This is a genomic window from Streptomyces sp. NPDC031497 (assembly GCF_055580905.1).
On sequence record NZ_JBVIKO010000012.1, the window covers coordinates 58,330 to 75,290 of the forward strand.

Here is a 16,961-nt window from a genome sequence, read left to right on the forward strand (position 1 = left end):
GGGGGGCCGCCGGGCCGGGAGGGCGGGGGAGGGCTGTGCCGGGTGGGCGGGGGAGGGCTGTGCCGGGTGGGTGGGGGCGGGCCGCCCGGGTCGAGCAGCCCGCCCCACTCCCGCTCGTCCCGGAACCGGTCGCCGTGGCCCTCAGCGGCGGGCATATTCGCGGAAGCCACGGCCGGTCTTGCGGCCGAGGCAGCCCGCGGCCACCAGATGCTCAAGGAGTGGCGAGGGCGCGAGGCCGGGGTCGCGGAACTCCCGGTGCAGGACCTTTTCGATCGCGAGCGAGACGTCCAGACCGACCACGTCCAGCAGCTCGAACGGGCCCATCGGGTAGCCGCCGCCGAGCTTCATCGCCGCGTCGATGTCGTCCAGCGAGGCGTAGTGCTCCTCGACCATCTTGATCGCGTTGTTGAGGTACGGGAACAGCAGCGCGTTCACGATGAACCCGGCCCGGTCACCGCAGTCGACGGCGTGCTTCCGGATGTTCGCGCAGACCTCGCGGACGGTCGCGTGGACGTCCTCGGCAGTCAGCACGGTACGGACGACCTCGACCAGTTTCATGGCCGGCGCCGGGTTGAAGAAGTGCATGCCGATCACGTCCTGGGGACGCGAGGTGGCCCGGGCGCAGGCCACGACCGGCAGCGAGGAGGTCGTGGTGGCCAGGACCGCGCCGGGCTTGCAGACCTTGTCCAGCGTCGCGAACAGCTGCTGCTTGATCTCCAGGTCCTCGGCGACCGCCTCGACGGCCAGGTCGACGTCGGCGAAGGCGTCGTACGAACCCGCCGCGGTGATCAGGTCCAGAGTCCCCGCGGCGGCCTCGGCGGTCATCCGGCCCTTGCCGACGGAGCGGTCCAGGGACTTGCCGATCCTGGCCTTCGCCGCCTGGGCCTTGTCCTCGCTGCGGGCGGCGAGGACGACCTGGTAGCCGGCCTTGGCGAAGACCTCGGCGATACCGGAGGCCATCGTGCCGGAGCCGGCCACACCGACCGAGCGGACCGTGCGGCCCTGGGTGAGGGCGGCGCCGTCCAGCGGGGTCAGCGCGTCCCGGACGACCGTGGCGCTGCCCGGGGCCTCGTAGGTGTAGAAGCCGCGCCCGGACTTGCGGCCGGTCAGGCCCGCCTCGCTGAGCTGCTTGAGGACGGGGGCCGGGGCGTGCAGCCGGTCGCGGGACTCGGCGTACATGGCCTCCAGGACGGTACGCGCGGTGTCGATGCCGATCAGGTCGAGCAGGGCGAGCGGGCCCATCGGCAGGCCGCAGCCGAGCCGCATGGCCGCGTCGATGTCCTCGCGGGAGGCGTACTTCGCCTCGTACATCGCGGCGGCCTGGTTGAGGTAGCCGAACAGCAGCCCGTCCGCGACGAACCCGGGGCGGTCGCCGACCGCGACCGGCTCCTTGCCCAGTTCCAGCGCGAGGTCGGTGACCGCGGCGACCGCGCTCGGCGCGGTGAGCACCGAGGAGACGACCTCGACCAGCTTCATCGCCGGGGCCGGGTTGAAGAAGTGCAGGCCGAGGACGCGCTCGGGACGCGCCGAGTCGGCGGCCAGCCGGGTCACGGAGAGCGCGTTGGTACCGGTGGCCAGGATCGTCTCGTGGCGGACGATGCCGTCCAGCTCGCGGAAGATCTGGTGCTTGATGTCGTACGACTCCGGAACCACCTCGATGACGAGGTCGGCGTCGGCCGCGGCCGTGAGGTCGGTGCCGGTGCGGACCCGGGCGAGGACGTCGGCGCGCTCCTGCTCGGTCAGCCTGCCGCGGGCCACGGCACGGGCCGTGGAGGCCTCCAGGGCGGCGAGGGAGCCGGCGGCCTGGGCCTCGCTGACGTCGATGCCGATCACCTCGCGGCCGGCCTTGGCGAGAACCTCGGTGATACCGGTGCCCATGGTGCCGAGGCCGACGACGGCGACGGTCCTGAGCGGGGACAGGGAGGGGTCGGACTGGGGAGTGGCCATCGCGGGACTCCAGGAATGAGGGTGACGACTGGAAACGCCCCCGGGTGCGCCGAAGAGGCGCACCGGGTGCGGAAAGAGCTGCGTGAGAGCTGCGTGAATGCGGGTGTTGCCGGGCTGCTGGCGCACACGCCCGGTGCCGTCACCACAGGCGCGCACACGCCTGGGAGCGGCTGATCCCGACCGGCCCTGTCCCGGAGCCGAGTCGTGCGTACGGTACGAGGTACCGAACCTGATGCTCACGACGGCTGCGTCACCAAACCGGAATGAGCGTTGGTGCGAGTGGGTGACTCGCTCGATTGAGCTTAACCGGCGGGTAACGAGCGCGCCAGCCCCCCGACTTTGTGATGTACGTCCCTCGGCTCCCGCAACCCCTCTACGCTGGGCTTCGTGGACGAAGAGTTGCGATCACTCACGGAGCGTCTGCGCCAGGAGTCGCAGGGAACGGCCGCCTACGACCGGCTCCTGGCCACCGAGGACCACGAGGAGTTGGCGGAGGTGCTCACCGCCGCCGGACAGCCCCTGTGGGCCAGGGAGTTGGCGGCGTACCGCCTGGGGACGGCCGGCGACCGGCGCGCCTTCGAAACCCTGGTCCTCCTCCTGAACCACCGTGACCCACCCCGCTGCGCCTCCGCCGCGCACGCCCTCGCCCGCCTGCGGGACCCGCGCACCGCCCGTGCGGCCGCCGCCCTCGCCACCAACGAACTCCGGGTCGCCTACGCCCTGCACCCGGTCCGTCTCCTGGTCGTGCTCCGCGCCCCGGAGTCCGTGCCGGCCCTCATCACCACCCTGGAGCGCCGGCTGCGCCCCCACGACCCCTACCGCAAGGTGGCCCTCGCCTGTGTGGAGGGCCTCGGCACCCTGGGCGACACCCGCGCCCGTCGCGTCCTGAGCGAGGCGCTGGCCCACCCCACCCTCGCCGAGGCCGCGGTCCAGGCCCTGTCCCACATCCCTAGGCAGAGGTGAGGTCGCGGTCCCTGACGTACCGCACCTCGGGCACGGGCACCCCGTCGACCTCGTACGGCTCCTCGCTGCCGTCGGGCCGGAAGCCCGCCGTCTCGTAGAACCGCCGGGCGTGCGCGTTCCCCTTCAGTACCCACAGGTACACGCGCGTGTACCGGGCGCACTGCTTGAGCACCGTCTCCAGCAGCCGCCGCCCGGCCCCGGTGCCGACATGGGCCGGGTCGAGGTAGATCGCGTACAACTCGGCGTCCCCGGTGCGTACTTCCCCGTCCCGGTACGGCCCGTGCGCCGCCCAGCCGACTATCTCGCCGCCACGCTCGGCGACCAGGTCCGTCACCCCGTCCTCGCCGTCCCGGAAGCGGGCCCGCCGGCGCTCGGCGTCCCGTTCGACACTGAGCCCGTCCAGGAACGGCTGCGGCATGAGCCCCCGGTAGGCGTACTGCCAGCCCCGGACGCGTATCTCCGAGACACGGTCGCAGTCGTCGAGGGCCATCGGTCGGATGCGGAGGGAGTCGTCGGTCATGACGGCACCTTAGGAAGCGGACTGCTGCGGCCGCCCGGTATTTCGCTCAGCCGGACACCACCGCGAAGGCCTCGATCTCCATCAGGAACTGGGGCGCGACGAGTGCGGCGACCTGGATCGCGGACGACGCCGGGAGGCGGTCGTCGGGTATGTGGGCGGCGCGCGCTTCGCGGACGGCCGGCATGTGGGCCATGTCCGTGACGAAGTAGGTGAGCTTGACGACGTCCTCGAAGCCGGCGCCGGCCGCTGCCAGGCAGCGGCGCAGGTTCTCGAAGACCTGGCGGGCCTGGGCGGCCGGGTCACCCTCGCCGACGAGCCTGCCCTCCTCGTCCAGCGGCAGCTGGCCGGAGACGGCGACGAACCGGCCGGTGGCCGCCACCACATGGCTGTACTGGGTGGCCGGGGCGACGCCGTCGGGGGCGATGACGCGGGTCGGGTCAGTCATGCGTCCATGGTGGACCATGGGTCCGACAACGCCCCCGACGGCTCGTCAGGACCGGTTCAGCCGCGGAAGCCCAGCAGACCGTGCAGGGTCGAGCCGCGGGACGACGTCGACGCCGCCTTCGTGCTCAGGGGCTTCGGGTCCGGGGTCTTCCGGCAGACCGCGTCGGCGGTGCCGTCGCCGTGCGGGACCCTGCCGTCGGACAGATAGGCCGCGAGGTGGTCGTCCAGGCAGGTGTTGCCGCTCAGCGTGATGCCGTGGTTGCCGCCGCCCTGTTCGACGACCAGGCTGGAGCCGGCCAGCAGCCGGTGGGCCGTGACGCCGCCCTGGTAGGGCGTGGCCGCGTCGTCCGTGGCCTGGAAGAGAAGGGTCGGCGGGAGCTTGTCGTTGGCGATGGTCGGCGGCTTCAGCGCGGACGTCGGCCAGGAGGTGCACGCCGCGTTGTACCAGGCGTTGTTCCAGACCATGAACGGTGCCTTCTCGTAGGCCGCCCAGTTGTCCTTGCGCCACTGGTTCCAGTCCCGCGGCCAGGAGACGTCCCGGCACTGGACGGCCGCGTAGACGCTGTAACCGTTCTCGCCCGAGGCGTCGACGGCCGCGAAGTTCTGGTACGCCTCGACCAGCGCCGCCGTCTTCTTGCCGTTGACGTAGGCCGAGAACGCCTCCGCCAGGTAGGGCCAGTAGCCGTTGTAGTAGCCGCCCGGGATGAAGGTGTCCTCCAGTTCGGCGGCGCCCACCTTGCCGCCCGCCGGTTTCTTCGCCAGCGCCGCCCGCATGGCGTACCACCTGGCCTCGACCTGCTTCGGGTCGGTGCCGAGCCTGTAGGTGGAGTCGTACTTCGCGATCCACGCCATCAGGGCGCGGTGGCGGTCGTTGAACGCGTAGTCCTGGCTCAGGTTGTCGTCGTACCAGACACCCGTCGGGTCCACGATCGAGTCCAGGACCAGGCGGTGGATCCGCTCCGGGTGCAGCTTCGCGTACACGGCGCCCAGGTAGGTGCCGTACGAGTAGCCGAAGTAGCTGATGCGGTCGGCGCCGAGGGCCTGGCGGACGGAGTCCAGGTCCTGTGCGGCGCTGACCGTGTCGAGGTACGGCAGCAGGCTCGCGTACTTCTTGCCGCAGGCCGCCGCGAAGGACTGCACGCGCTTGAGGTTCGCCTGTTCCAGGGCGGGCGTGGCCGGTACCGAATCGGGGCGCACGGGGGCGAAGTAGTCCGGCGCGCAGTCGATCGCCGGGCTGCTCCTGCCCACGCCGCGCGGGTCGAAGCCGATGACGTCGTACTGGGCCGCCACCTTCTTCGGCAGCGTGGAGGCGACGAAGCCCGCGAGGTTCAGCCCGCTGCCGCCGGGGCCGCCGGGGTTGACCAGCAGTGGGCCCTGGTACGTGGACGCGGTGTGCGGGACGCGGGAGAGGGCGAGCGTGATCTGCTTCCCGCCCGGGTTCCGGTGGTCGAGGGGCGCCTTGACGGTGCCGCACTGCAGCGTCGGATAGTCGGTGGTGCCGCACTTCTTCCAGGTCACCGAGGGCGCCTGGACGGCGGTTCGGGCGGTGGCGCTCGCGGGCAGGGCGGTGAACGACCCGGCCACGACAGCGGCGGCGGCGCACAGCACGGCTGCGCGTGTTCGCATGGGGTCCTCCCAGGACGGAGGTGTCGCGGACCGCACGTGTCACGGTCCTCGCCGCATCGTCCCGGGAACAGCACCCGGAAGAACCTATTCTGACGATTATTGACCCAATTGGGCCGAGGGTTGCGCTCGAACGCTCCCGGTCGGGAACGCCTCGGTCGCGAACGCTCTCAGAGCAGCGTGAGTTGTGTCGGCTCCGGCGGCGCGGGCTCCTCCTCGGCCGTCGGCACCGGCATCCGGCGGGGGGTGCCGGCGCGGTTCGGCCCGATGCCGTACTCCTCGGCCAGCTCGTGCACCTGACGGGTGATCCGGCGCTGGTACCACTTGGGCGCGTAGGCGCCCTCCGCGTAGAGCCGCTCGTAGCGCCGGACGAGGTGCGGGTGGTGGGCCGCGAGCCAGCTCATGAACCACTCGCGGGCGCCGGGGCGCAGATGCAGCACCAGGGGGGTCACGGAGGTGGCCCCGGCGGCCGCGATCGCCCGTACGGTGGCCCGCAGTTGGGCCGGGTGGTCGCCCAGGAAGGGGATCACGGGCGCCATCAGGACCCCGCACCCGATACCGGCCTCGGCGAGGGCGCGCACGGCGTCCAGGCGGCGCTCGGGGGCCGGGGTGCCCGGCTCCACGGTGCGCCACAGCTCGGCGTCGACGAAGCCGACCGAGACCGAGATGCCGACGTCCGTGACGTCCGCCGCCCGGCGCAGCAGGTCGAGGTCGCGCAGGATCAGGGTGCCCTTGGTGAGGATCGAGAACGGGTTCGCGTGCTCGGTGAGGGCGGAGATGATCCCCGGCATCAGCCGGTAGCGGCCCTCCGCGCGCTGGTAGCAGTCGACGTTGGTGCCCATCGCGATGTGGTCGCCCAGCCAGCGCCGTGAGCCCAGCTGGCGGCGGAGCAGATCGGGGGCGTTCACCTTGACCACGATCTGGGTGTCGAAGCCGATCCCGGTGTCGAGGTCCAGATAGCTGTGGGTCTTGCGGGCGAAGCAGTAGACGCACGCGTGCGAGCAACCCCGGTACGGGTTCACCGTCCATTCGAACGGCATCCGCGAGGCGCCCGGCACCCGGTTGATGATCGACCGGGCCCGCACCTCGTGGAACGTGATTCCCCGGAACTCAGGCGTGTCGAACGTGCGGGTCGTGACCGCGTCCGCGCCGAACAGCGCGGTGCCGGCCCGGCCGTGTTCGGCCTCCTCGGTGAGGTTCTCCCAGCGCATGACGCCTCCTCGGTAGCACTGCCCCCAGAATAGAACATCTGTTCCCATGATCGTGCGAACGATATGTGGAGACCGCGCGGACACCGTTTCCGACCGCTTCCGGCACCCCGATTTGGGCGGCCGGGCGCCGGGGTGGTTGGCTTGCCACCAACCCCGAGAACTCAGGTGCTGGAGGAAGTCAATGGCGCAGGTCGAGGCCACTACGGAGCGGGTCGTCGCGGCGGACGCGGAGACGGTGTTCGACGCGCTCGCCGACTACAGCGGCACGCGCGCGAAGCTGCTGCCCCAGCACTTCAGCGAGTACGAGGTGCGCGAGGGCGGCGACGGCGAGGGCACCCTGGTCCACTGGAAGCTCCAGGCCACCAGCAAGCGCGTCCGCGACTGCCTCCTGGAGGTCAGCGAGCCCACCGACGGCGAACTGGTGGAGAAGGACCGCAACTCCTCCATGGTCACCACCTGGCGCGTCACCCCGGCCGGCGAGGGCGGCTCCAAGGTCGTGGTCCACACCACCTGGCAGGGGGCCGGCGGCATCGGCGGCTTCTTCGAGAAGACCTTCGCCCCCAAGGGCCTCGGCCGGATCTACGACGAGGTGCTCGACAAGCTCGCCACCGAGGTCGAGAAGTAGTCCCGGCCTACGGCGGTAGGTAACCGCCGGATGAACAGGGGGCGTTGACCCCCCTCACCGGTTCGAGTGGATCTCCGGGCCGGCCGGCCTCCTGCCGTAACTCGTCGTGCTTGCCCACAGTTGTCGCCCTACGGGACATAAGGCGGCAACTGTGCGCAGGTGCGACGAGGGGAGCGGTACGTGGGGACGACTCTGGTGCAGTACGAGGAGCCGGCCGCGGCGCCTGCCGACGCCCCCGTGCCCGGACCCGCCCCGGCCCCCGAACTCGGGCCGCGCCGCACCCGGTTGGTGTTCTGCGGGCTGATGCTCGCCCTGCTCCTGGCCGCCCTGGACCAGATGATCGTCGCCACCGCGCTCCCGAGGATCGTCGGCGAGCTGCACGGCCTGGACCGGATGTCCTGGGCGATCACCGCCTACCTGCTCACCTCCACCATCGGCCTCCCGGTCTACGGCAAGCTCGGCGACCTCATCGGCCGCAAGAGCGTCTTCCAGTTCGCGATCCTGATCTTCGTCGTCGGTTCCGCGCTGGCCGGACGGGCGCAGAGCATGGACCAGCTGATCGCCTTCCGCGCGGTGCAGGGCGTCGGCGCCGGCGGGCTGATGATCGGCGTCCAGGCCATCATCGCCGACATCGTGCCGCCCCGGCAGCGCGGCCGCTTCATGGGCCTGATCGGCGCCGCCTTCGGCCTCGCCTCCGTCGCCGGGCCGCTGCTCGGCGGATACTTCACCGACCACCTCTCCTGGCGCTGGTGCTTCTACGTCAACGTGCCCTTCGGCGTGGTCACGCTGGCCGTCGTCACCGCCGTGCTGAAGCTGCCGAAGCCCCGGGTCCGTGCCCGTTTCGACGTCCTGGGCACCCTGTTGCTGGCCGCCGTCTCCACCTGCCTCGTCCTGCTGACCAGTTGGGGCGGCACGGAGTACGAGTGGGGCTCGCGGGTCATCCTCGGGCTCGGGGCCGGTGCCGTGGCCGCCGGCGTGCTGTTCCTGTTCGCCGAGCACCGCGCGGCCGAACCCCTCATCCCGCTGCGGCTGTTCCGGGACTCCGTCTTCAACGTGACCGGACTCGTCGGACTGGTCGTCGGCGTCGCGCTGTTCGGCGCCGCCAGCTATCTGCCGACCTTCCTGCAGATGGTCGACGGCGCCTCGGCCACCGAGTCCGGGCTGCTGATGCTGCCCATGATGGGCGGGATCGTCGGCGCCTCGATCGTCGCCGGCCAGCTCATCAGCCACACCGGGCACTACCGGATCTACCCGGTGCTCGGCGGGGCGCTGTCCGTGCTCGGCATGTGGCTCCTTTCCCGGCTCGAAGTCGACACCCCGCGCTGGCAGTACAGCGTCTGGATGGCCGTGCTCGGCGCCGGCATCGGCATGGTGATGCCGGTGCTCATCCTCGCCGTGCAGAACTCCGTACCGCCCGCCGACCTCGGCACCGCCACCAGCGCCAACAACTACTTCCGGCAGATCGGCGGCAGCGTCGGCGCCGCCGTCTTCGGCACCCTGTTCGCCGACCGGCTCGCCGACGCCCTGCACCGACGTCTCCCCGCCCACGCCGGCGCCCGGCTGCCCGACCCCGAATCCCTCACCCCGCAGCTCGTCCACGCGCTGCCCCCGGCACTGCGCGACGCCTACATCCGCGCCTACGCCGACGCGATGCCACGGATCTTCCTCTACCTGGTCCCGCTGCTCGTCCTCGGTCTGCTCATCGCCTGCTTCCTCAAGGAGAAACCGCTGGTGTCCCACCACACCGCCGAAACCGAGTCCGCCCCCGTGCACACCCCGATCCCGCAGGCCCGTTCGCCATATACCGGCGCCGGGATCCCGGTCTGCGGCACGGTGCAGCACCCCGACGGGACCGTGGTGCCCCGCGCCGCACTCACCCTCATCGACGCCGTCGGCCGGCAGATCGGCCGGGGCGCCAGCGGCGACGACGGACGGTACGCCCTGTCCACGCCCGGCTCCGGGTCGTACGTCCTGATCGCCGCCGCCGGCGGCCACCAGCCGCAGGCGGTCACCGTGACCGTCGGCGAGCGGCCCGTCGAACTCGACGTCGTCCTCGGCGGCGCCGGACGCCTCGCGGGCACCGTCCGCACCGCCGACGGCACGCCCGTCCGCGACGCCACCGTCACGCTCACCAACGTGCAGGGGGAGGTCGTCGCCAGCACCCGCAGCGGACGCGAGGGCGGCTATGTCATCACCGAGCTGGTGGCCGGCGAGTACACCCTCGCCGGCAGCGCGCCCGCCTTCCGCCCGGCCGCCCTCCCGGTCACCGTCCAGGCCTCCCGGGAGACCCGGCAGGACGTCGAACTGGCCGGCGGCGCCGTACTGAAGGGCACCGTCCGGGCCGGGGGAGGACGGCCCGTCGAGGACGCGCGCGTGACCCTGCTCGACGCCGCCGGGAACGTCGTGGACACCCTCACCACCGGTCCCGACGGAACGTTCCGGTTCGTCGACCTGTCCTCCGGCGAGTACACCGTCATCGCCGCCGGTTACCCGCCGGTCGCCACCGTGCTCCAGGTCGCGGGCGGCGGCCGCACCGAACGCGATCTCCAACTGGGGCACGAGGACTGACCGGACAGGGGCGCGAGAACCGGCCGGGCCGGGCGCGAGGGCGCGGACCTGCGCTCCGGTGCGCTCCGGTGAAACCAATTCCAGGAATGCCACACATCGCAACCGGCGGCCACCGTACGGTAGTGGCGGGCGGCACAGATCTTTCGCGAAGCCGTGGGGAGAGAGGGCCTGGGCCATGGACCATGGCAGCGAGCGGGACACGCCTCCCGGCCTCGGTGCCGGGGAGGGCGCGGCAGGCCGGATCCCGCTGGCCGTGGTCGTCGTCGGCCGCGACGGGCAGGTCTCCCACTGGAGTTCCGGCGCGCGCCGGCTGTTCGGCGCCGCCAGGGAACAGGCGATCGGCCACCCCGTCCTCGACCTGCTGCCGGTCTCCGGGGCGCTTCCCGAGGACGACGAGATCACCCCGTACGGCGCCTACGCGGCCTACGACGGGCTCGGCCCCGACCTGGAGTCCTCCCTCGACGGGCGGCTGAACTTCCCCGCCGCGGGCCGCGCCCGGCTCACCGTGCCGGACCGCGACCGCGTCGACGTGCTGTGGTGGGCCTATCCGCTGGTCGGCCCGGGCGAGGAGCGGCTGCTGGTGCTCGCCGCCGACGCCGAGCGGCTCCGCCGGTCCGAGCGCGCCGAGGACGTGGCCTTCGAGCGCATCGCGCCCGGATTCGCCCTGCACACCGACTTCCCCGGCGCCGAGGAACTCGCCCGCAGGCTCCCCGAGATCCTGCCCAGCATGAGCGTCGACGAGAGCGCCCGGATCGTCGCCCAGGTACTCGAACTCGGCTACCCGATCCTGGAGTTCAGCCAGAACGACCGGGTTCCCGTCACCCCCGACTGGGGCGTCGCCCGGCGCACCGAGCGCAAGGCCCGCCGGCAGCGCGCCGCCCGGGCGGCCGCCGAGGGCCTGCCGGTGCCCGCCGACCTCACCGACGACGAGGGCGAGGACCTGGAGTACGCGGCCGTCCGCGAGCGCCTCGAGTTCCTCAACGAGGTCAGCGGGAAGATCGGCACCTCGCTCGACCTGTCCCGCACGATCGTCGAGGTCAGCAGAGCCGTCGTGCCCCGCTTCACCGATGTCGCCGGCACCTACCTGCGCGAACAGGTCGTCGCGGGCGAGGGGTTCCCGGACGGTGTGCCCGACACCACCACCATGTGGCACCGGGTCGCCCTGGAGCACACCGACGAACCCGGCCGCTGGGACGACGTCGTCCCGGTCGGCGAGGCCATGCCGTTCCCCGCGCACACGCCGTTCTTCCAGTGCATGACCAGCGGCGAGCCGGTCCTGGTGCCGCGCATCAGCGTGGAGATGGGCCACGCCATCGCCTCCCAGTTCGAGAAGCGGGACATCCGGCCCCTGATCACCGGCCGTTCGATGCTGGTCGTCCCCCTCAAGGCCCGCCACGTCGTGCTCGGATTCATGATCCTGCTGCGCCACCCCGAGCGCGAGATGTTCAACGACATGGACCGCGTCACCGGCGCCGAACTCGCCGCCCGCGCGGGCCTCGTGCTCGACAACGCGCGCATGTACACCTTCCAGGAGAGCGTCGCCGAGACCCTCCAGGACAGCATGCTGCCGCACATACCGCCGCGCATGGCGGGCTGCGACATCGCCACCCGGTATCTGCCGGGCACCCTGCTCGGACGCATCGGGGGCGACTGGTTCGACTCCGTGAAACTCCCCGGCGCCCGCACCGCCCTGGTCGTCGGCGACGTCATGGGCCACGGCCTCAACTCGGCCGCGATGATGGGTCAGTTGCGGACGGCCGTCCAGACCATGGCGGCCCTGGACCTGCCGCCCGCGCAACTCCTGCGCAACCTCGACGACCTGGCCCAGCGGCTCGGCGACGGCTACCTCGCCACCTGCCTGTACGCCGTCTACGACCCGATCGAGAGCGAACTCCACCTCGCCAACGCGGGCCACATCCCGCCCGTGCTGGTCCGTGCCGTCGACGGCCGCAGCGAACTCCTCGATCTGCCCACCGGGGCGCCCATCGGCGTCGGTGGGGTCGCCTTCGAGTCGCTGCGGGTACGCGTGGACCCCGGCGACCGGCTGGTGATGTGCACCGACGGACTCGTCGAGATGCGCGGTGAGGACATCGGTGTCGGCCTTGCCACCCTCTGCGAGTCCGCCGCCCACCCGGCCGCCTCCATGGACGACGCCTGCGACACCATCATCCGTGCCCTGGCCGCGACCTTCTCGAAGGCGGGCCACGGCGACCGCAAGGACGACGTCGCCCTGCTGATGGCCCGCCTCAACGGCATCGAACCGGACGACGTCGCCGAATGGCGGCTCGCCCTCGACCCCGCCGAGGTCCGCCGCGCCCGCGCCGCCGTCCGCGAACAGCTCCACGACTGGGGCCTGGCCCGGCTCGCCGACCCCGCCGAGCTGATGGTCAGCGAACTGGTCACCAACGCCCTACGGCACTCCCACAGCCGTCCGGTCCAGCTCCGGCTGATCCGCGGCGAGACCCTGCTGTGCGAGGTCGATGACGACGACCACGCCCTGCCGACCCTGCTCAGCGCGGAACCCGACGCCGCCGCCGGACGCGGACTGCGGGTGGTCAGCACGCTGGCCCGGGAGTGGGGCACCAGCCGTACGACCGCCGGAAAGACCGTCTGGTTCGAGCTGACCTCACGGCGCCGCTGACCGAGGGGCGCACGTTCGTCGAAAGTGGGGTGAAGGAACGCGCCGGGCGCTTGTGGCCGAAACCGGCGCAGGGTAAACCGTACTGGCCCGTCACATACGGCGGCCTTCTGCGGTCACACCCTGGGGAGTTGGGCATGAGCGTGACGAGTCGATACCGGGACGCCTGGGAGGGCTTCTGGCGCGAGGCGCCTGACGAGACGGGGGCGGTGTTCTGGGACGCGGAGCCGGGCGTGACCGCCTCCGTCCATGTCCCCCTCTTCGAGCCCCACCTCACCGACCCCGGTCTGCCGCTGGTCGACCTCGGCTGCGGCAACGGCACCCAGACCCGCTTCCTCGCCGGCCGCTTCCCGCGGGTGCTCGGCACCGACATCGCCGAGGCCGCCCTGGAGCACGCCCGGCACGCCGACCCGGCCGGACTGGCCCGCTACCGTCAGCTGGACGTGGCCGAGAAGAGCGAGGCCGAGGCCCTGCACGCCGAACTCGGTGACGCCAACGTCTATATGCGGGGCGTCCTGCACCAGTGCGAACCCGACGACCGGCAGCCGCTGATCGACTCCGTCGCCACGCTCGTCGGCGCTCGCGGCCTGGCCTTCCTCGTCGAGCTCTCCGAGACCGCCGGTCCCATCCTCGGCGGCCTCGCCCAGAGCCCGTCCGGGCCGCCGCCCAAGCTCGCCCCGGTCTTCCGGCATGGCATCGCCCCCGGCGAGGTCGCCGACGACGCGGTACCCGAGTACCTGCGCAACGCCGGCCTCACCGTCCTCGCGAGCGGCGAACTGCCCCTGGCGACAACGGAGGTCACCCCGGACGGCGAGCGGATCGTGCTGCCGTCGAAGTGGCTGGTGGCGGGGCGCGCGAACTGACCACCACGGACAGCGCGAGTCCGCCCCTCGGCATGGCGTGGCCGAGGGTCGGACCGCCGTGCCGGCCGGTCGGGTGCGCTCGCCGCCACGGCGGTGGGCCGCCCCCTGGGTATCGCGTTGGGCGAGGGGCGGAGGGCTGGGCTGGTTGGCTGCGGTCGCGGCCAGGCACGCATCCATCCCGAGGCGCGGCCGAGGTGCGGACGGCCGTGCCGAGTCGGTCAGGGTCGGTGCTGCCTCGCTCATGAAGACGGAGCCCGCTGCGTGCTCGGAGAACCCGAGCACGTTCGGGGATCGGGCGCGGAAACAGGCCAGGCGTGCCGCGACTGGAACATCCTTCTCCCGCTGCGGTACAAGACGCCGCGCTCGGGCACGACATGGCTGGGCTTCTCCAGGCTGCGCCGTGTCTCATGAGACACGGCGCAGTGCCGGCAGCGTCGCCGGGACGCTCAGCCGCTGGAGTACCCGCTGACGTACAGAAGCCGGAAGCCCTGGCCGACGAGGTCGTTGAAGGTCTGCTGGTACTGGCTCGACGTCAGGTCGTGGCGGGCCTGGAAGGCGGGTCCTGGGCGTTGTTCGAAGATGGCGGTGAACCGATCGCCACCACCCGCGCTCAGGTAGCCGTTGACGTCCACCGGGCGGAAGCCCTGGCCGACGAGGTCGTTGAAGGTCTGCTGGTACTGGCTCGACGTCAGGTTGTGGCGGGCCTGGAAGGCCGGTCCCTGGCGTTGTTCGAAGATCGCTGCGAACAGGTCGACGCCGCCGCTGGAGTATCCGCTGACGTGCACCGGGCGGAAGCCCTGGCCGACGAGGTCGTTGAAGGTCTGCTGGTACTGGCTCGACGTCAGGTCGTGGCGGGCCTGGAAGGCGGGTCCTGGGCGTTGTTCGAAGATGGCGGTGAACCGATCGCCACCACCCGCGCTCAGGTAGCCGTTGACGTCCACCGGGCGGAAGCCCTGGCCGACGAGGTCGTTGAAGGTCTGCTGGTACTGGCTCGACGTCAGGTTGTGGCGGGCCTGGAAGGCCGGTCCCTGGCGTTGTTCGAAGATCGCTGCGAACAGGTCGACGCCGCCGCTGGAGTACCCGCTGACGTGCACCGGCCGGAAGCCCTGGCCGACGAGGTCGTTGAACCTCTGCTGGTACTGCCCGGACGTCAGACCGTGCATTGCGTGGAACGTGGATCCCGGGGACTGCTCCCAGATCGCGGCAAAGCGTTGCGTGTCGATCGCCTCTAGCACACCCGCCACCATGGCGGCGCGTTCCTCTTCGCTGACTTCACGGAGGTCGTCGCGTACCTCGAATATCAGGTTCGAGGCGTCGCCGTCGTCCTGGATCTGCAGCACCGTGGAGCCGAGCTCGGTTTCCACCACGGCCGCGGGGGTGGCGCCCCCGTTCTGGGCGTCCGGACCGGCGGAGGAGTTGCCCCAGCGAACGCGTACTTCACCCGCGGGTGCACCGTCGGGGTCCTCCAGCCGGTAGATGACCTGCCCTCCGGCACCGGCCGCGAGTTCGTCGGTCTGGAACTCCCATTCCCCGCTGTCGCTGATGAGTTGGGGCGGACTCGTGGTCCACTCACCGCGATCGAGGTGCATCGCGGTACGCCTGAGCTTCAGGTTCTGGTGGGCTGATCCTCTTGTCAGCGTGGCGTGGTTGTTGAGCGTGACATGCGTTGATCTGGTGGTCATCGCACTCCCCTTCCACCGAATTATCTGAAAAATCCCACCATCTCCACGCTACGCGTGGGTGCCTGCCTGTGCGCGGTGGCGCCAGGCATGCATGCTCAAACACGCCGGGCAGCCATCGCCGAACCCTTCGGACGAGGCCGGCCACCGCCTGGCGGTCCGCACCGGCCACCATCGGTCCCGCATCCTGGCCACCGCCGCGGGACCGGTCGACGTCGCTGCCCCGTGGGTGAACGACAAGCGCGTCGATGCGGCAACCGGCGAGCGGATGCGGTTCTCCGCCAAGATCCTGCCGCCGTGGTGCCGCAATTCGCCCAAGGGCAGCGAGGTCCTTCGTCTGCTTTACCTGCACGGGTTGTCGTCCGGGGACTTCGTCCCGCCGCGGGAGCAGTTCCTCGGCTCGCCGGCAGCGACTTCGTCCATGTGCGGGCGTCGGCCGCGCGGGCGGAGCGGGACGCGACGAACCCGCCGGGCCACACCTGGTACAGGACACCGATCTACAACTCGCCGTCCGTCTCCCCACCGTCGGCCAACGAGCCGAGGACGGCGGTGACGTCGGGTGTCCGGCAGCCGTTCTTGACGTGCACCTGTTGGCCGGCCGTCCTACGCTGAGAAGGGGAGTCTTTACTGGAGGTCGGGATGACCAACGGGAAAGCCTTCGCGGGTTCAGAAAGCACGAGAGAGCCCAGAGGGAGCGTCGCTGTTTTCCTACTCCTGTGGATCGCTTCGCTCGTGCTCAGGCACACGCTGCCGCCCGATGAATCGAAGTGCGATCACCCCTGCGAGTCGACCCGGCGAAAGAGCGTGGCTCAGCTCCCCCGATTGCCCAAGGAGCTGTCCAGGACTCATAGAACAGCCTGGCGCGAGCGAGCTGCCGCACGCGTTCTCTTTCTGGAGCAGCAGGCAGCTCGTGAGAGGTGCCGAGCGGTAGAGGACCCAGCTGAGCAATGTCAGCGAGAAGAGACACTGGAGGGGATCGCACGGCAACTGGAGGAGGCGGGGAACGCCATCTCCGCGCGGCGCCGCCCCTTCTCCGGGGCCGCAGCGCTCGAGAGGACCTGGGCCAATGTGCGCGCGACCGACGTGATGCTGCTCATGCTGTGTGCGGAAGAGGACCTGCCCGGCCGAAGTGCCGACGTGCTGAGCCATGTTGAACAGCATCTTCGCCCGGTCGACCCGCTTCGGATAAAGGTGAGTGCGGTCGCGGAGCGCATGGGGACGAAAGGACCGCTGCCGGGGGACCGCGTGCTCCTCGCCCTCGCTCTGAGTGCCTCGTACGACGGGCTGGACGCCGAATTCAGTAGAGTTCGCAGTCTCAGCCTCATTCTGCGGGTGGCGACCTTCTTCGTTCTCCTCGGTGTGTGCGGGCTCGCAGCCTGGGGCTGGTACTGTCCCGATTCGCTCAACATGTGCTTCCTTCCTGAGGGGAAGAAGTTCGCGGCATGCCCTTCAGGGGAGGTTCCCCTGAACCCGAAAAGCGTTCCGAGTGACTACGCCCAGCGGGTCGACGTTCTCGTCACCGAGGCGGCAGGACTGGCTGGTGCGGCTCTCACGGTCATTGCGTCTCTACGCCGGATTCAGGGGACGAGTAGTCCTTATATGCTGCCGCTTTCGGCAGCCCTGTTGAAATTCCCCACCGGGGCTCTGACCGCGTTCATAGGAGTCCTGCTCATCAGGGGTGCGTTCGTTCCCGGTCTGAGCGATCTGGATTCCAGCCCGCAAATAGTGGCCTGGGCCGTCATTTTCGGCGCTGCCCAGCAGCTCGTGACCCGCTTCGTCGACGAACGGGCCCGCGAGACGCTGTCGGACGTGGGACGCCTGTCCCCTGACCCGGAAACGGACGGCCTGAAGCCCCCGAAGCCGTGAAGCCGCCTGCGCAG

12 protein-coding genes and 1 pseudogene are annotated in these 16,961 nt (G+C 71.0%); 7 read left to right on the forward strand and 6 right to left on the reverse strand.

Features of this window, described 5'->3' with window-relative positions; all coding sequences use genetic code 11:
- Nucleotides 1–141: 141 nt before the first annotated feature.
- Nucleotides 142–1,947, reverse strand: coding sequence for a 3-hydroxyacyl-CoA dehydrogenase family protein (locus tag ACZ5K7_RS24870; RefSeq protein WP_468916216.1), 1,806 nt, complete (start codon nucleotides 1,945–1,947; stop codon nucleotides 142–144).
- A gap of 387 nt (nucleotides 1,948–2,334) precedes the next feature.
- Between ACZ5K7_RS24870 and ACZ5K7_RS24875 the strand changes: the two genes are divergently transcribed.
- Nucleotides 2,335–2,910: an adenylosuccinate lyase gene (locus ACZ5K7_RS24875; RefSeq protein ID WP_351698959.1), complete on the forward strand. Its 576-nt coding sequence runs from the start codon at nucleotides 2,335–2,337 to the stop codon at nucleotides 2,908–2,910.
- Here ACZ5K7_RS24875 and ACZ5K7_RS24880 read toward each other — a convergent pair.
- From ACZ5K7_RS24880 to ACZ5K7_RS24895, 4 genes are all read right to left on the reverse strand, one after another.
- Nucleotides 2,897–3,430 carry a GNAT family N-acetyltransferase gene (locus tag ACZ5K7_RS24880; protein ID WP_468916220.1) on the reverse strand — a complete coding sequence of 178 codons (534 nt, stop codon included), beginning with the start codon at nucleotides 3,428–3,430 and terminating at the stop codon, nucleotides 2,897–2,899. The two genes, ACZ5K7_RS24875 and ACZ5K7_RS24880, sit on opposite strands and share 14 nt — an antisense overlap.
- A gap of 46 nt (nucleotides 3,431–3,476) precedes the next feature.
- A complete protein-coding gene (locus ACZ5K7_RS24885; protein WP_351698962.1) occupies nucleotides 3,477–3,875 on the reverse strand; it encodes a RidA family protein in 399 nt (132 codons plus the stop codon).
- 56 nt (nucleotides 3,876–3,931) lie between these two features.
- Nucleotides 3,932–5,500 carry an alpha/beta hydrolase gene (locus ACZ5K7_RS24890; RefSeq protein WP_468916223.1) on the reverse strand — a complete coding sequence of 523 codons (1,569 nt, stop codon included), beginning with the start codon at nucleotides 5,498–5,500 and terminating at the stop codon, nucleotides 3,932–3,934.
- 167 nt (nucleotides 5,501–5,667) lie between these two features.
- The gene (locus tag ACZ5K7_RS24895; RefSeq protein ID WP_468916226.1) at nucleotides 5,668–6,708 is read right to left on the reverse strand and encodes an Rv2578c family radical SAM protein; all 1,041 of its coding nucleotides are present in this window, start codon (nucleotides 6,706–6,708) and stop codon (nucleotides 5,668–5,670) included.
- 181 nt (nucleotides 6,709–6,889) lie between these two features.
- On the opposite strand from ACZ5K7_RS24895, the gene ACZ5K7_RS24900 reads away from it, so the two are divergent.
- From ACZ5K7_RS24900 to ACZ5K7_RS24915, 4 genes are all read left to right on the forward strand, one after another.
- Nucleotides 6,890–7,333: an SRPBCC family protein gene (locus ACZ5K7_RS24900; RefSeq protein ID WP_453028093.1), complete on the forward strand. Its 444-nt coding sequence runs from the start codon at nucleotides 6,890–6,892 to the stop codon at nucleotides 7,331–7,333.
- Nucleotides 7,334–7,513: 180 nt separating this feature from the next.
- The gene (locus tag ACZ5K7_RS24905; protein ID WP_468916229.1) at nucleotides 7,514–9,901 is read left to right on the forward strand and encodes an MFS transporter; all 2,388 of its coding nucleotides are present in this window, start codon (nucleotides 7,514–7,516) and stop codon (nucleotides 9,899–9,901) included.
- Nucleotides 9,902–10,076: 175 nt separating this feature from the next.
- On the forward strand, nucleotides 10,077–12,542 hold the full coding sequence (locus tag ACZ5K7_RS24910) for an ATP-binding SpoIIE family protein phosphatase (RefSeq protein ID WP_468916231.1): 2,466 nt from the start codon (nucleotides 10,077–10,079) through the stop codon (nucleotides 12,540–12,542).
- A 134-nt stretch (nucleotides 12,543–12,676) separates the two neighbouring features.
- Nucleotides 12,677–13,402, forward strand: coding sequence for a class I SAM-dependent methyltransferase (locus ACZ5K7_RS24915; protein ID WP_468916233.1), 726 nt, complete (start codon nucleotides 12,677–12,679; stop codon nucleotides 13,400–13,402).
- Between the two features lie 446 nt (nucleotides 13,403–13,848).
- Here ACZ5K7_RS24915 and ACZ5K7_RS24920 read toward each other — a convergent pair whose 3' ends face one another.
- Complete coding sequence (locus tag ACZ5K7_RS24920; protein WP_468916236.1) at nucleotides 13,849–15,084, reverse strand: hypothetical protein; 1,236 nt, start codon at nucleotides 15,082–15,084, stop codon at nucleotides 13,849–13,851.
- Between the two features lie 130 nt (nucleotides 15,085–15,214).
- Between ACZ5K7_RS24920 and ACZ5K7_RS24925 the strand changes: the two are divergent.
- A pseudogene (locus tag ACZ5K7_RS24925) lies at nucleotides 15,215–15,502 on the forward strand (IS256 family transposase); the annotation flags it as partial.
- A 218-nt stretch (nucleotides 15,503–15,720) separates the two neighbouring features.
- Nucleotides 15,721–16,947, forward strand: coding sequence for a hypothetical protein (locus tag ACZ5K7_RS24930; protein ID WP_468916238.1), 1,227 nt, complete (start codon nucleotides 15,721–15,723; stop codon nucleotides 16,945–16,947).
- Nucleotides 16,948–16,961 lie beyond the last annotated feature (14 nt).

Coding starts and splice junctions, on each gene's coding strand:
- ACZ5K7_RS24885 (WP_351698962.1), bottom strand. CDS start 3,875: ATGACTGACCCGACCCGCGTCATCGCCCCCGACGGCGTCGCCCCGGCC.
- ACZ5K7_RS24910 (WP_468916231.1), top strand. CDS start 10,077: ATGGACCATGGCAGCGAGCGGGACACGCCTCCCGGCCTCGGTGCCGGG.
- ACZ5K7_RS24920 (WP_468916236.1), bottom strand. CDS start 15,084: ATGACCACCAGATCAACGCATGTCACGCTCAACAACCACGCCACGCTG.
- ACZ5K7_RS24915 (WP_468916233.1), top strand. CDS start 12,677: ATGAGCGTGACGAGTCGATACCGGGACGCCTGGGAGGGCTTCTGGCGC.
- ACZ5K7_RS24880 (WP_468916220.1), bottom strand. CDS start 3,430: ATGACCGACGACTCCCTCCGCATCCGACCGATGGCCCTCGACGACTGC.
- ACZ5K7_RS24900 (WP_453028093.1), top strand. CDS start 6,890: ATGGCGCAGGTCGAGGCCACTACGGAGCGGGTCGTCGCGGCGGACGCG.
- ACZ5K7_RS24870 (WP_468916216.1), bottom strand. CDS start 1,947: ATGGCCACTCCCCAGTCCGACCCCTCCCTGTCCCCGCTCAGGACCGTC.
- ACZ5K7_RS24930 (WP_468916238.1), top strand. CDS start 15,721: ATGACCAACGGGAAAGCCTTCGCGGGTTCAGAAAGCACGAGAGAGCCC.
- ACZ5K7_RS24895 (WP_468916226.1), bottom strand. CDS start 6,708: ATGCGCTGGGAGAACCTCACCGAGGAGGCCGAACACGGCCGGGCCGGC.
- ACZ5K7_RS24890 (WP_468916223.1), bottom strand. CDS start 5,500: ATGCGAACACGCGCAGCCGTGCTGTGCGCCGCCGCCGCTGTCGTGGCC.